The sequence below is a fragment of the Pseudomonas sp. G7(2022) genome, assembly GCF_052660475.1.
The window spans coordinates 2,952,859-2,967,361 of record NZ_CP109659.1; the positions used below are offsets into that span (position 1 = coordinate 2,952,859).

Sequence of the window (14,503 nt, forward strand, 5' to 3'; positions counted from 1 at the left end):
CTGGTTGATAACCCGGCAGCGCTCCGAACCCTGGATTGCCGCGATGCAGAGTATTGCTCAAGACCGGCGATTCGTCGCGCCGCCGATCAATCTGATCCGCTTTTTTTTATTCAGTCTGTGCCAGCTGTCGCAGATAGTCGCCGAAGCCACCGCGTGCGCGACTGTCGAGACGGGCGCTGGTGACGACTTGCGGCCGATGACTCCAGGCGATGCTGGCCCCGCAACGTTCCAGTTGACGCACCAGTTGCACGTCTTCGTCGCAGGCCAGGGGCTCGAACCCGCCGGCGCGCCGGTAGGCCTGCGCGCTGACTCCCAGGTTGGCGCCATGGATGTGCCGGTGCCCATCGCGGGCCTGGTAGTGGCGGTGATAATGAATCTGCGCCGCGTCATCCAGGGAATCCTGCCAGTGCTCGACCGTCACGGTGCCGCATACCGCGTCGACCCCCAGTCCAAGCTGTGCCACCAGCCAGTCGTCGGCGACACGACTGTCCGCGTCCGAACAGGAGATCCAGCGCGCACCCCGCTCAAGCAGGTGTTGTGCGCCGCAGGCTCGCGCCTTGCCGACATTGCGCGCGTCGATGCTCAGCGTCAGGACCGGGTACTGACTGACGACCTCTGCCGAGCGGTCGGTGCAACTGTCGAGCACCACCAGCACCTCGACCGGCTCGCCACCCAGCAGGGTATGGGCGGCAGCGCGCAGGGCCGCCCGCAGGCAGTCATCGAGCCGTTCCTCCTCGTTGTGCGCAGGGATCAGGATACCGATCATCGCAGGCCCTCCAGCGTGGCCACTGAACGGGGATCGCGACTCCACACTTCCAGCAGGAAATCCGCTTCCTGATGCAGCACCAGTCGCGGCAGGTGCAACTGTTCGTGGATCAGGTCGTGCACCTGGCGCGCATTGAGCGGGCAGCCCTCGATGGCCGGCCGCCAATGACAGGCCAGCAACTGCCCGTCGGCGGTCAGGGAGTCATTGATCCGGCGGATCACGACGGTCAGATCCTGCCGATCCAGGTAATAGCCGATTTCGCTGAAAACGATCAGGTCGAACTGCTCATCGGGCCAGTCCCCCGGCAGACGACATTGCCGGACTTCGGTATGTTCGTACAGGCTCAACCGGGTGCGTGCCAGATTCACCGCCGCGCCACTGGTGTCGCAGCACAACAGCCGGTCGCAGCGCTCGGCCAGGGCTGCGCTCAGTTCGCCGTTGGCGCAACCCGGTTCGAAGATTGCCCGATAGCGCGGCCGGGGCAGGGCTGCCAGGGTGGCCAGACGTTTGCGTTGCTCGTACCAGCGCTGACGAAAGCCCCAAGGGTCATTGTTGTCGGCGAACAACCCCTCGAAGTAACGATCCTCGACGCTCACAGAAACACCACTTCAAACGGTTGCAGCAGTCGGTCGAGCACATGCGGCGGGAGAACCGGCGCCAGGCACGCGTCGGGATCGCCTTCCAGCTGACTGGCGAAGGCGTGCACGGCATGACGTTTGCGCGCCACCTGCATTTTTGTCAGGGCGATTTTTCGCGCCCGCTCCCAAGGCACTTTGGCGTCTTCCGGGTCTGCCCAGTGCCAGGTCCAGACCGGCAGTTCGTGGCAAATCGCCCCCACGTGCCGGGCCGCTTCGACGCTGGCACGGCCGACGGCTTCGTGGTCGCTGTGGCCGTCCTCGCGCCAAGTGGTGAAGACCACGTCGCCGGCTTGCAGATAGCCTGTCAGATAGTCGCAGAGTGAAGACTCGCGGGCCGCCACTTGGGTGTCGGGGAAGCCGCCGCGAAGCCATTGCAACTGATGCATCGGCAGGCCGAGGCGGCGCAAGGCCTCGGCGGATTCCTGCGGACGTACCACGCTCAAGCGTTCCACGGGCCAGCGTGCAGATCCGGGATGACTGGCGCTGCCGTCCGTGACCGAAATCAGTTGCAGCACACGCCCTGCAGCGGCGAGCCGTTGCAGGAGACCGCCGCAGCCCAGCACTTCGTCATCTGGATGAGGCGCGATGACCACGGCCCGCGAGCCCGGTGGTACGAGATCAAGAATGTCGATGCTGTCCAGCGCCGCCAACTGACGGGACGCTTGCCATTGCTCCAGACTCGTACCCTTGCCGACGATCGGATTGTTTTTCATAACGCCCATGCCTCAGCCGGTTGCAGGGCGATCAGTTGGCCGAGTGAGGCGAGGTCGCGTTCGGCATGGCTCTGGCGCAGATACACCGGGAGGTCGGCGATCAGTTGCGCGAAATGTCGATCCTTGCAAAACGGCCCGGCCCCCAGCGCGTGCCCGGTATCATGGATGATCTGTTCGGCAGCTTGCTCGACCACCGCACGGACCCGCCGCGCCAGCAATTCGGCGTTGGCCTGAGGGTGACAGTCAATGTCCAGCGCACTGACGCGCAGGACCTGGGCAGCGGCCTGCAACGCGGCGTCGACCGCACCCAGACTGGCCAGTGCGTAGGGCTCTTCGCGTCTGGCGCAATGCCGGTGCAGGCGTTCGGCAATTTCCCGCGCGGCACCGTACCAGCAGGCGGCGATGCCGATGCCGCCGTGCCAGAACCCCGGTCGTTGCAGGTAGTCCCCGGGGTTGCCGATGGCCTGCGCCTCGACATTGTCGAACAGCACCTCGACGCTGCCGGTGGCCGCCATGCCGATGGCTTGCCAGCCTTGGTCGGTGACGGTCACACCCGGTTGATCGAGCGCCACCGCTACCAGTTGCTGGCGATCGTCGTCATCCCAGGCGGTGAGCAGCGCATGGCTGAGCACTGCCGCACCGGAACACCACGCCTTGCGCCCGTGCAATCGCACCATATGCCCCGAAGGCGTGACCCGGACCCGTGCCTGCGGTGGTTCGGCGGCCCACATGCCCCACGTGCTGCCGGGGGTTGGTGAACCGCCCAGTTGTTCGATGATGGCCAGCGCATCGGTATGGCCTTCGTAGAGTTTGCACAACCCCAAATCATGGCCGCCGACCTCGGCCAGCCGTTGCCAGCGTTCCAGCGTGCGACCGCTGCCGGGCAACGGCAGACGATCCAGTCCCGCCTCGACCATCTCCCGCAGGCAGCGTCCAAGGGCGGCGGTATCGCCATAGTCCAGAGTACGCAGTGCCAGATAGTCAGACAGCTCCATGTCAGTCTTCCTCTTCCCGTTGCAGCTCGAACAACAACAGCGAGCGCCCGGTGACCGAGTACTCGTGGCCGAATTCGAAGCGTTCCTGGCCACGAATCGAAGGTTGATTGGTGTCGACCATGCAGGTCCAGAAACTGCCCTCAGGCACTTCCGGCAAAGTGAAGTTGACGATGTCGTGATGGGCGTTGACCACCAGCAGCAACGTCGCGTCGGCGCCCTTGCGGCGGATGCCGGTTTCCTGGGCACGGCCATCGAGCAGCATGCCGAGACAACGGTTGTGCGCATCGTGCCAGTGCTCGGTGGTCATCTCCGTGGCGTCCGGTGCCAGCCAGGTCACGTCCTTGACCCCGATATCTTCGTTGTATTCGCCGACCAGAAAACGCCCGCGGCGCAGGATCGGATACGCCAGGCGCAACTTGATCAGGCGCTTGACGAATTTCAGCAGCGCCTTGCCGTCTTCGCTCAGGTCCCAGTTGACCCAGCCAATCTCGCTGTCCTGGCAGTAGGCGTTGTTATTGCCATCCTGGGTGCGGGCGAATTCGTCGCCGGCCACCAGCATCGGCGTGCCTTGGGCCAAAAGCAGCGTGGCGAAGAAGTTGCGCATCTGCCGGTGGCGCAGCGCATTGATTTCCGGATCGTCGGTGGGGCCTTCGACGCCGTGGTTCCAGGACAGGTTGTTGTTGCTGCCGTCCTGATTGTTTTCGTCGTTGGCCTCGTTGTGCTTGTCGTTGTAGGACACCAGATCGTTGAGGGTGAAACCGTCGTGGGCGGTGACGAAATTCACCGATGAGTAAGGCCGCCGACCACGCTGGTTGAACATTTCCCCGGAGGCCGTCATGCGGCTGGCGAAGTCGGCGAGCTGGCCGTCGTCACCTTTCCAGAAGGCGCGCACGGTGTCGCGGAACTTGTCGTTCCATTCGACCCAGCCTGGCGGGAAGTTACCAACCTGATAACCGCCCGGACCACAATCCCAAGGCTCGGCGATCATTTTCACCTGACGCAGTACCGGATCCTGGCGGCAGGCCACGAGGAAACTGTGACGTTCATCGAAACCGTCGTGATAGCGACCGAGAATGGTCGCCAGGTCGAAACGGAAGCCGTCGACGTGCATTTCGCTGGCCCAATAGCGCAGCGAGTCGGTGACCATTTGCAGCACACACGGATGGCTGAGGTCGAGGGTGTTACCGGTACCGGAATCGTTGATGTAAAAGCGCTTGTCGTCCGGCATCAATCGATAGTACGAGGCGTTGTCGATCCCGCGCATCGACAGGGTCGGGCCTTGTTCGTTGCCTTCGGCAGTGTGGTTGTAGACCACGTCGAGGATGACTTCGAGATTGGCTTCGTGCAGGTGCGCGACCATCTCCTTGAATTCTGCAATCTTGCCGCTGGCCAGGTAGCGCGGGTCCGGGGCGAAGAACGCAATGCTGTTGTAGCCCCAGTAATTGGTCATGCCTTTGTGCAGCAGGTGCTGGTCGTTGACGAAAGCGTGGATTGGCAACAGTTCGACGGTAGACACACCCAGTTTGCGGATGTGTTCGAGCACGTCGTCGACCATCAGCCCGGCAAACGTCCCACGCACATTTTCCGGCACCGACGGGTGGCGCATGCTGATGCCGCGCACGTGGGTCTCGTAAATGATCGTCTTGTCCCAAGGCACGCTGACGCGATGGTCGTTGCCCCAGGTGTGCGCCGGGTCGATGACCTTGCATTTGGGCACGTAGGGCGCGCTGTCGCGTTCATCGAAACTGAGGTCGGCATCCGGGTGGCCGATGGTGTAGCCGAACAGCGCTTCGGACCATTTCAACTCGCCCACCAGTTGTTTGGCGTACGGGTCGATCAGCAACTTGTTGTGATTGAAGCGATGTCCGTTGGCCGGGTCGTACGGACCGTAGACCCGGTAGCCGTAGATCAGCCCCGGATGCGCATCGGGCAGGTAGCCGTGGTAAATCTCGTCGGTGTATTCCGGCAGCTCGATGCGTTCGAGTTCGACCTCGCCGGCATCGTCGAAAATGCACAGTTCGACCCGGGTGGCGTTGGCGGAAAACAGCGCAAAGTTCACCCCCAGACCATCCCAGGTTGCGCCGAGCGGGAAGGGCAGACCTTCACGGATTCGCGAGGGTTCGGGGTGCGCGGCGGGCTCGGCTTTCTTTGGACGGGTCATAGGTGCTCCTGCAAAAAAATCGGGGGTGGTTTTTTTCGAGGACGAGTCAGCCCTCGGTGGCGAGCGAACTCGCCACACGGTTACTCAAATCAATGGTTCGGGGAGCGTCAGACCGCAGGCGGCTTGCGCGGCGCGCGGGGCTTTTTCTCGGTGGCTTTTTCGCCCGGGGGAATCACTTTGGCGACACCGGCAGGCTTGGCCTTGGCCGTCGTGGCCTTGGGTTTGGCAGCGGGTGCCTTGCCATCGACGGCTTTGCTGGTGGCGGTCTTGCCAGCGGTTTTACTGCCGGCGGCTTTCGGCGATTTCTTGGGCGCCAATGCCTCGGCTTCGGCCAGTTTGCGCGCCATCTCCCAGTGGCGGGCGTCCTGACCCTCGGGTTTACCTTCGGATTCCCAGATCTGATAGGCGAATTCGCGGATGCGTTTATCGTCGGTACTCATCGCAATGCTCCTGAACTGAACTCATGCTTCTAGAAGTGTTGGATAAACAGATTGACCGGGAAGTCCCCCAGCGCAGCGCTGACCTCCAGCTCCCTGTTTTTTGTGACTGCGGTGCTCGAAAAAAGTCCCTTCAGATTTTCGTCGGAGGCGGCGAACGGTAATTCAACCCACGTATCGCCCCAGCGCAGCGCATCGACCTGCGGTACGGCACCGTTTTCCAGCAGGGTTGCGCAACGGATCGGCACGATGACGATGGCCCGTTGCCCCTCGTGCTCGCGGGCAAACGCGAGCACGTTGTGCGCCTGGCTGCCCAGCACCTCGAGGGCCTGGTACGAACCCTGACGAAACAACTGGGCGTAGTCGGCGCGCAGGCGCAGCACCTCGGCGATCAATGCTTGCTTGACTCGTCCGTCGCGCCAGTTCACCAGCAGTTCCTGAACCGGCCCTGGTGCCTGCAGCGCCTGCTGCCTGGCGGCATAGTCCACTGGCCGACGGTTGTCCGGATCCACCAGGCTGAAGTCCCAGCGTTCATTGCCCTGATACAGATCCGGCACCCCCGGCACGGTCATGTGCAGCAAGGTTTGCGCCAGACTGTTGAGGGCGCCGGCAGCGGCGATGCTGTTGGCGCTCTTGGCCAGCGCCCCGCGCAGCAGCTCGCCTTCGGGCGCGAGCAACAGCCGCTCGGTGAATGACTGGGCGGCGTTTTCGTAAGCCTCGTTCGGCGCACTCCAACTGCTTTGCAACTTGGCTTCGCGCAGAGCCTTTTGCTGCCATTGCCAGATGCGTCCGGCGTACTCAGCGAATCCACCGTGGTCATCGCCGCGCAATTGCAGCGGCCAACTGCCGAGCAACGCTTGATAAAGGATCAACTCGTCAGCGGCCGACGGCATCTGATCGTCATTGCGCAGCGGCCGGGCGAGGGCGCGCCACAGCTCGACCTGTTCGGCATACCAGTGGCTGCGCTCGCTGAGCACGGCCAATCGTGCGCGAGTGTCTTCGCCGCGTTTGTGATCGTGGGTGGCGGTGGCCAGCAGGTTGTCGGGGAATGTCGCCAGGCGTTGCTGGTTTGTCGCATGAAAGTCGCTGACCGGGGCGCTGAACTGTTCGGTGTTGTAGCCCACGTCATTGCGCGACAGCAGCACTGCCGAGCGATACAGCGCGGTGTCTTCCACGGCCTTGGCGGCAGCGGGCGAGGTGAGTTGCTGAAAGCGCACGCAGGCGTGGCGCAGGAGCTTGCGCGAACGCCCACGGGGTTTGCGCCGCCATGGCTGGCCGCCGAGCCAGCCGGCCACAGACTCAAGCACCGGCCAGTCGCTTTCGCTCAGCGCCTGACGCGCACCGTCCATGGCTTGCTGGAAAAACACGTCGTCCTGCGTCGTACGACCCATCGCACTGATGTAGGTGCGATACACCGGGAAGTGCACGATCAGCGCCTGCAACACCCGGCGGATCGAACCGAGCGTGAGGTCACGGGTCATCAGGTCGTCCCGCGCCACTTGCAGCAGCGCCTGGGCAACGCTTTCGCAGTCGCTGGCCAGCGAACCGTTGAGGATTTGCTGGCGCGCCAGTTGGGCATCTTCGATGAACGCGGCGGGGCGCTCGGTGCGGCGTTGCCACAAGTCACCGAGCACGTGTTCGCCGTCCGGGTCGTGTTGCAGCAGCGACAGCTGGTTCATGAACTCGTAACCGGTGCTGCCATCCACCGCCCAGTCGGCGTGCAGGGTTTCGCCAGCCCCGAGAATTTTCTCGACGTAGATCGGCAAGTGTCGCCCGGGTGCCAGAAAATCGAGGCGTCGCCGTAACTTGCGGCAGTAACCCCGTGGATCAGCGAGGCCGTCGACGTGGTCGATGCGTAAACCGTCGATCAGGCCTTCTTCGATCAACTGGAAGATCTTGCCGTGGGTCGCTTCGAATACCGCAGGCCGCTCGACCCGCAGGCCGCCGAGTTCGTTGATGTCGAAGAAGCGCCGCCAGTTGATGTCGTCCGCCGCCGTGCGCCAGCTCGCCAGACGATAGCTTTGCCGCTCCAGCAATTGATGCAGGCGCTGGAAGCCGTCTTCGGTCTTGGAGTCGTAGCGCGTGAGATGGTGCTCAATGGCTTGCAGGATGTGCGGGTCGCTGGCCAGTTGCTGGAGTTCTTCCTTGAGCGATATTGACAGCGAGCGGGCATCGGTCTGGTAGCTGAGGCTGCTGAAGCGGTCCGCCAGCGACTTGAGGGCTTCGTTTGCCGGCTCATCGGGCTTGAGCAGTTCGCCGTAATCGCCGGGGCAGATCGGGAAGTGATGCTCGTAATGCTCGACGTGGAAGGTGCCGGATTCGGCGTTGAACACCAGCGGCAGTGTGCCGTCCTGCAACGCAATGCCGTAATCGGTGCCGAGGAAAGGCAGCAGCAACTGGCCTTCCATCAACGGGTCGGGCGAGTGCCATTGAATGTCGAAGAACTCGCCATAGGGGCTGAGCCGGCCCCATTCCAGCAGATCGAGCCACCAAGGATTGTCACCGCCGCCCACTGCCATGTGATTGGAGACGATGTCGAGGATCAGCCCCATTTCGTGTTCGCGCAAGGCCGCGACCAGTCGGCGCAGCGCCGGTTCGCCACCCAGTTCGGGATTGACCCGGGTCGGGTCGACCACGTCGTAGCCGTGCATGGAGCCGGCGCGGGCAGCGAGCAGCGGCGAGGCGTAAATATGGCTGATGCCGAGCCGGGCAAAGTACGGCACCAGCGGCACCGCCTCATCGAGGGTGAAGCCCTTGTGAAACTGCAGGCGCACCGTGGCTCTCAAGGTCTGGTTTTGTACTGCACTCATTGGTCACGCTCGGCGGCTTGCAGGCGGGCACAGGCCAGCAGCTCGAGGCGTCGCGCAGCATCGACGCCATCGAGCAGCGTTTCGCTGTTGCCGGGCAAGCGTCGCGACCAGTTCGGATGAGTGTCGATGGTGCCGGGCAGGTTGGCCTGTTCGTCCAGGCCCAGCGCGTCTTCCAGTGGCAGCAGCACCAGCGGCGCGCGGGTGTGGCCGAGGAAACGCACAGCGGCGTCGACTACCTGATCGGCCTCGTGGGATTCCTCGCGAAAGTTTTGCGGGTCCTGACTCAAGGCGCCGCGCAGGCCTTCACGCTCGCGTTCGCGGTAGCGGCGCCAGTCGATTTCGCCGTTGGCGTCGATCAGCCCGAGTCGCGAATTCCAGTCGATATCCCGGCCATGCCACCAGCCATTGAGCGTCGGCAGATCGTGGGTGCTGGTGGTGGCCAAAGCGTTGTCCGGCCAGTCGAGGATCGGTTTGAAATGGGTGTTGTCCTGTTCGAACAACAGCACGCGCATGCCGAGCATGGCCCGGGCGATCAGCTTTTCCCGCAGGCCATCGGGCACGGTGCCGAGGTCTTCGCCCAGCACAATCGCCTGATGGCGGTGGGATTCGAGGGTCAGCAAGCGCAGCAGGTCGTCCACCGGGTAATACAGATACGCGCCGTCCGCCGGCGCTGAACCGTTGGGAATCACCCACAGCCGTTGCAGGCCCATGACATGGTCGATGCGCAAACCACCCGCATGAGCGAAGTTGGCGCGCAGCATGTCGATGAAGGCTCGAAAGCCATTGCGTACCAGACCTTCCGGGGAGAACGCCGAGATACCCCAACCCTGGCCGGAGCGATTGAGAATGTCCGGTGGTGCACCGACGGTCAGCGACGCCAACAGTTCATCCTGAAAACTCCAGGCCTGGCTGCCGGCGCCGTCGGCACCCACGGCCAGGTCGGCAATCAGACCGATGCCCATGCCGGCGCTGCGGGCGGCGGTCTGGGCGCGCTCCAGGCAACGGTGGATCAGCCATTGGCAGAACGCGAAATAGCTGATGCGCTCGGCGTATTCTTCGGCAAACGCGCCAAGTGCGGCGCCGCGCGGGTCGTGCCAGTGTTCCGGCCATTGGCGCCAGTCGAGACTTTCGCCACGGGCGGCGCGCATTTCCTGAATAGCTTCGAAGCGGCAGTGGTTTTCCAGCGCTTCACCGCCGGCATCGCGGAAGCTGGAGAAATCGGCATGCAGCGGATGTTCGCCGCTGATGAAACCGTCATACAGGGCTTGCAGCAGTTTCAGTTTGGCATCGGCCGCTTTCGGCCAGTCGGTCAGGGGCAGCTCTTCAAGCTGCTTGAATTGATCGGCCAGGCCGGCCGCCTCAATCGCATCGCGCAGCGCACGCTCACCGAGAATGGCACCCGGCGCCGCGTAGAGCGGATTGAGAAACAGCCGACTGGACGGCGAGTAAGGGCTGTAGCGCCCGGTATCGGCGCTGAACATCGCGTGCAGCGGGCTGATCGCCAAGGCATCGGCGCCGCGCTCGCCGGCCACCCGGGCCAGTTCTTCCAGGGCCTGAGTGTCGCCGAAACCGCCATCGCCGGGGCGGCGCAAGCCATAAAGCTGCACGCTCAACCCCCACACGCGAGGGATCGGGTTGTCCACCGCGTCACCCACGCTGAAGCAGCGTTGCGGTGCCACGGCGAGAGTGAATTGCTGATCGGCGATGTGCACTTGCTGGTAGCCGACCGGAATCTCGCCGGGCAGCACGGCCCGGGCATCCAGCTTGAGGCTCAGTCGCGAGCCGTCCTCAAGGTGAATCTCGCATGGGGTCTCGGGTTCGAAATAGCGGACCAGATCCACGCCCACGCCGACATCGGCAGTGAGCAGCGGCGGTAGCTGGCGATTTTCCTGTACCTGTTGCAGTTCGAGCAGGCTGGCGTCGATTTCCTGGGCCGTTCCGGCCGGGTGACCGAGGCCGATCAGCACATTGCGCAGCACCGCCGGGGCGACTTTTTGCGCTCGCCCGTTGGCGTCGATCCAGTCGACGGCAAGGCCGGCTCGGCTGGCGAGAATTTCCAGTTGCGCATCGCTCATAGGCGCTCTCCATCCAGGGGTAGCAAAGGGGTTGCGGCCGTGAGGCTGACGAGCGCGCAATACGGGGGCAGTTGCCCCTCATCCGACAGGCCGGCGTCGGATGGCTGGCGAAACAGCCACACCGATTCGGTCTGTGGAAGGTTGACCACTGGCGTGTCGCTGAGGTTCAGGTCGATTCGCAGCTCGCTGCCATCACCCAGTCGCCAGCGTGCGCTGACGGCGCCAGGCCCCAGCACTTGGGCGCCGAGTGCTTGAGTGCCGGACAGGTTTGGAATGATGTATTGATGGCGCAATTGCAGCAGCCGGCGATACAGCGCCAGTGTTGTCTGTTGCCGAGGTGTGCCGTTACCCATCAGACGCGGTTGTGAGGCGTGAAAGGTCTGCTCGGCGTTGGGGTCGGGAATCTGCTCGCGCTTGTGCGGATCCGAGAAGGCACTGAATGCCGCAAACTCATTGCGTCGACCTTCGCGCACCCGCTTCGCCAGTTCGCCATGGTGGCTGGTGAAGAACAGGAATGGCTGTTGGGCCGCGTATTCATCGCCCATGAACATCAGGGGAATCATCGGCGACAGCAACAACATCGCTGTCGCAGCATCCACTGCGCGCGGGTCGGCCAATTGATGCAAGCGCTCGCCGAAGGCGCGGTTGCCGATCTGGTCATGATTCTGCAGGAACAGCACGAAGGCGGTGGAGGGCAGATGCTCGCTTGGCTCGCCACGGGGTTCGCCGTGGCGAGTGATATGACCCTGAAACACGAAACCCTGGCTCAGACAGCGGGCCAGTTGCTCGGTGGGTTGCAGTGCATAGTCCGCGTAATAGGCGTCGGTTTCACCGGTGAGTAATACATGCAGGGCGTTGTGGCCGTCGTCGTTCCACTGTGCGTCGTAATTTTCCTCAAGCAGGCTTGACTGGTTGAGTTCGTTCTCGATGGTCAGCCAGACATGCCGGGACGGGTCGATCTGCTGACGTATGCGACGTGCGAGTTCCGGCAGGAAGTCGGGGCTTTCGATGGCATGCACCGCATCCAGGCGCAAGCCGTCGAAACGGTATTCCAGCAGCCACATCAGTGCGTTTTCGACGAAGAAGTCCCGCACTTCACGACGACGGAAATCGATGGCCGCGCCCCACGGGGTATGTTTGTCTTCGCGAAAAAAGCCCTTGGCGTAGCGATGCAGGTAATTGCCGTCGGGGCCGAAGTGGTTGTAGACCACGTCGAGGATCACCGCCAGACCATAACCGTGGGCGCTGTCGATCAGGTGTTTGAGTTGTTCCGGCGTGCCGTAACTGGCTTGAGGCGCATAGTGCAGCACGCCGTCGTAGCCCCAGTTGCGATCGCCGGGAAACTGCGCGATCGGCATCAGTTCAATGGCGGTGATACCGAGCCCGGCAAGGCGTGACAGATGCTGCTCGACTTCGGCAAACCCGCCGAGCGCACCGACATGCAGTTCATAAATGACCGCTTCATTCCAGGGGCGGCCTTGCCACGTGGTGTTGCGCCAGGAATAGAGGTGCGGATCGACCACCACGCTGTGACGGTCCAGGTCACCGTCCTGCGCCCTGGAGGCCGGGTCGGGCACCTCCAGTTCGCCATCAATGTTGAAACGGTAGCGGCTGCCGGCAGGGCAGCGGGTCTTGATGACAAACCAGCCCTCGCCCTGGGGCAGCATGGGCAGGGACTGGCCGTTGTCCAGCTCGACGCTGACGTAAAATGCATCCGGCGCCCACAGCGCGAATTGTGTGTGGTCGGCATCCAGCATGATCGCGCCGTGGGGCCAGCTTTCAGGTGTCCGTGACGGCATCGTTGAAAACCTCCCTGGTTATTTGTGGTGCGTTTTGCCCAGCGCCTTGGCCACCAGTTGTTCGTAGAGTTCGGCGTAGGGTTCGACGGCCTTGCACCAGTTGAACGGTGCCGCCATCGCCCGGCAACGCATGGCGTTGAGCAGTTCGGGAAAGGCAAAGACCTTGAACGCGCGGCTCAGGGCTTCGCGGTAGCTGTCCGCTGTCGATTCGTTGAAGAGGAAACCGGTGACACCGTTTTCGATGGTGTCCGCCAGCCCGCCAGTGTTGCGCGCTACCGGCAGCGAGCCGAAGCGTTGGGCGTACATCTGACTCAGACCGCAAGGCTCGTATCGCGAAGGCATCAGCAGAAAATCGCTGCCGGCGAACATGCGTCGGGCGTCGGTTTCGTTGAAGCCGATGCGCACGCCGATCTGGCCGGGGAAGCGCAGCGCCAGTTCGCGCATGGCCTGTTCTTCTTCCGGCTCGCCACGGCCGATGATCGCGATCTGGCCACCGTTCTGGACGATGTATTCCGACACGGCTTCGGTCAGGTCCAGGCCTTTTTGATAGACCAGACGCGAGACCACGGCAAACAGCGGGCCTTTGGAGTCTTGCAGGCCAAACAATTCGCGCACGTGGGCGGCGTTGACGGCTTTGCCTTCCCAGTCGCCGATGGCAAATGGCGCAAACAGGTGCGGGTCGGTGGCGGCGTCCCAGCTCTCGTCGATACCGTTGGGGATGCCGCTGAGCAAGCCTTGCTGGGTCTTGGCGGCGAGAAAACCGTCGAGACCGCAGCCGAAATCCGGGGTGGTGATTTCCTGCGCGTAGGTGGCGCTGACCGTGGTGATGTGGCTCGAATAGGCCATGCCGGCCTTGAGGAACGACATTTTGCCGTAGAACTCCATGCCTTCCTGTTGCAGGGCATGGGCGGGGATCCCGAGTTCCGGGCACGAGCCCAGGCTGGTCACGCCTTGATAAGCGAGGTTGTGAATGGTGAACAGGGTCGGCGTGCGTTGCCCGCGCCAGTGCATATAGGCAGGCGCCAGCCCGGCCGGCCAGTCGTGGGCGTGCACCAGATCCGGGCACCAGTGGATTTGCGCGAGGTTGGCGGCGATATCGGCGGCGGCCAGACCCAGTCGGGCGAAACGGATGTGGTTGTCCGGCCAGTCGCGACCGTTGTTGGCACCGTAAGGGCCGCCGTCGCGGGCATACAGTTCAGGGCAGATCAACACATAAATGACCAGACCGTCAGGCATGTCCATGCGCCCGATCTTGCAAGGCGGCAGCGCGGCGTGGCCACCCAGTTCACCGATGATGTGGATCGGATTCTCGCTGTTCATCACTTGCGGATAACCGGGGATCAACACCCGGACATCATGCAGATGCGCCATGGCGCGGGGCAGGGCGGCAGAAACGTCTCCCAGACCGCCGGTCTTCACCAGATCGGCGATTTCCGAGGTCACGAACAACACTTTCTTCTTGTTGGGGTTCTGACTGGCCACTGGCGTCAGCGTCTTGGTGCTCGGGACGTTGATCGACCGGCTGCCGGGAACGCTTACGGTGCTCGATTCACCCATCGGCTGATGAGCCCGTTCTCCCTGAATTTCCAATGCCGCACTGATCATATGAATCTCCCGTCTTTTTTGATCTGATTCTTGTCTTGAACAAGCGATGTCCACGGCCAGGTCCTGTGGCCGGGCGCAAACGCGCCACGCATCGGTGAGCAAACGCTACCCAACACGCGCAAGCAGAATGGGTGAAGGGGCCGTTGCAAGGAATGAACCAGTCGCTTTGGCCCTGTCTTTCAGATGACCCGTCGCGATCAGCAAAAGTTTCGACAAAATTTCCGCGTTGTGACCGGTCGGTTTCGCCTCGCGAAAACCAGTCTAGGCCAGATCCTAGAGCGGGCCAGGGCAATCGGACGAATTGTTCGACAATCTTTTGCGAGGTCGCAAAAACCGTGGCTTGGGGACGAGACGCGCCCCGACGAAGTGCATGTCTGGCGGCATCGATGATGCAAATTGGTGACCGGTCAGTCACGTTTTCGGGCGCGAGAAAAGTGTGTGCGCACTGTTGCGGTGCGTGCAGGAATGTTGGCGTGCGGTCAGTGGGTGCTGCTTCGCGGGCAG

General features: G+C 63.0%; 10 protein-coding genes. All 10 read right to left on the reverse strand.

Going from position 1 to position 14,503, the window contains the following annotated elements:
- Positions 1-106 precede the first annotated feature (106 nt).
- The 10 genes from NE357_RS13360 to glgA all read right to left on the reverse strand — a co-directional run bounded on the left by NE357_RS13360 (position 107) and on the right by glgA (position 13,999).
- Positions 107-766 (reverse strand): glycosyltransferase, encoded by a 660-nt coding sequence (locus NE357_RS13360; protein WP_169430252.1) that lies wholly within the window; start codon positions 764-766, stop codon positions 107-109.
- The gene (locus tag NE357_RS13365) at positions 763-1,362 is read right to left on the reverse strand and encodes an SAM-dependent methyltransferase (RefSeq protein ID WP_169430253.1); all 600 of its coding nucleotides are present in this window, start codon (positions 1,360-1,362) and stop codon (positions 763-765) included. The genes NE357_RS13360 and NE357_RS13365 overlap by 4 nt, the downstream gene beginning before the upstream one ends.
- Complete coding sequence (locus tag NE357_RS13370) at positions 1,359-2,117, reverse strand: PIG-L deacetylase family protein (RefSeq protein ID WP_169430254.1); 759 nt, start codon at positions 2,115-2,117, stop codon at positions 1,359-1,361. The genes NE357_RS13365 and NE357_RS13370 overlap by 4 nt, the downstream gene beginning before the upstream one ends.
- Entirely contained in the window at positions 2,114-3,112 is a 999-nt protein-coding gene (locus NE357_RS13375; RefSeq protein ID WP_169430255.1) for an acyl-CoA dehydrogenase family protein, read from the reverse strand. Before NE357_RS13375 ends, NE357_RS13370 begins: the two co-directional genes overlap by 4 nt.
- A gap of 1 nt (position 3,113) precedes the next feature.
- A complete protein-coding gene (gene glgX / locus NE357_RS13380; protein WP_169430256.1) occupies positions 3,114-5,273 on the reverse strand; it encodes a glycogen debranching protein GlgX in 2,160 nt (719 codons plus the stop codon).
- Positions 5,274-5,380: 107 nt separating this feature from the next.
- A complete protein-coding gene (locus tag NE357_RS13385; RefSeq protein WP_169430257.1) occupies positions 5,381-5,713 on the reverse strand; it encodes a DUF2934 domain-containing protein in 333 nt (110 codons plus the stop codon).
- A 29-nt stretch (positions 5,714-5,742) separates the two neighbouring features.
- Positions 5,743-8,520 carry a malto-oligosyltrehalose synthase gene (locus NE357_RS13390; protein ID WP_169430258.1) on the reverse strand — a complete coding sequence of 926 codons (2,778 nt, stop codon included), beginning with the start codon at positions 8,518-8,520 and terminating at the stop codon, positions 5,743-5,745.
- A complete protein-coding gene (malQ, locus tag NE357_RS13395; protein WP_169430259.1) occupies positions 8,517-10,595 on the reverse strand; it encodes a 4-alpha-glucanotransferase in 2,079 nt (692 codons plus the stop codon). Before malQ ends, NE357_RS13390 begins: the two co-directional genes overlap by 4 nt.
- Entirely contained in the window at positions 10,592-12,394 is a 1,803-nt protein-coding gene (treZ, locus tag NE357_RS13400) for a malto-oligosyltrehalose trehalohydrolase (RefSeq protein ID WP_169430260.1), read from the reverse strand. Before treZ ends, malQ begins: the two co-directional genes overlap by 4 nt.
- Before the next feature lie 18 nt (positions 12,395-12,412).
- A complete protein-coding gene (glgA, locus tag NE357_RS13405) occupies positions 12,413-13,999 on the reverse strand; it encodes a glycogen synthase GlgA (protein ID WP_169430261.1) in 1,587 nt (528 codons plus the stop codon).
- Positions 14,000-14,503 lie beyond the last annotated feature (504 nt).

Excerpts from the sequence above, each read along its gene's own strand:
- NE357_RS13375 (WP_169430255.1), bottom strand. The coding sequence starts at position 3,112 with ATGGAGCTGTCTGACTATCTGGCACTGCGTACTCTGGACTATGGCGAT.
- NE357_RS13360 (WP_169430252.1), bottom strand. The coding sequence starts at position 766 with ATGATCGGTATCCTGATCCCTGCGCACAACGAGGAGGAACGGCTCGAT.
- glgA (WP_169430261.1), bottom strand. The coding sequence starts at position 13,999 with ATGATCAGTGCGGCATTGGAAATTCAGGGAGAACGGGCTCATCAGCCG.
- treZ (WP_169430260.1), bottom strand. The coding sequence starts at position 12,394 with ATGCCGTCACGGACACCTGAAAGCTGGCCCCACGGCGCGATCATGCTG.
- NE357_RS13390 (WP_169430258.1), bottom strand. The coding sequence starts at position 8,520 with ATGAGTGCAGTACAAAACCAGACCTTGAGAGCCACGGTGCGCCTGCAG.
- NE357_RS13370 (WP_169430254.1), bottom strand. The coding sequence starts at position 2,117 with ATGAAAAACAATCCGATCGTCGGCAAGGGTACGAGTCTGGAGCAATGG.
- malQ (WP_169430259.1), bottom strand. The coding sequence starts at position 10,595 with ATGAGCGATGCGCAACTGGAAATTCTCGCCAGCCGAGCCGGCCTTGCC.
- NE357_RS13385 (WP_169430257.1), bottom strand. The coding sequence starts at position 5,713 with ATGAGTACCGACGATAAACGCATCCGCGAATTCGCCTATCAGATCTGG.
- glgX (WP_169430256.1), bottom strand. The coding sequence starts at position 5,273 with ATGACCCGTCCAAAGAAAGCCGAGCCCGCCGCGCACCCCGAACCCTCG.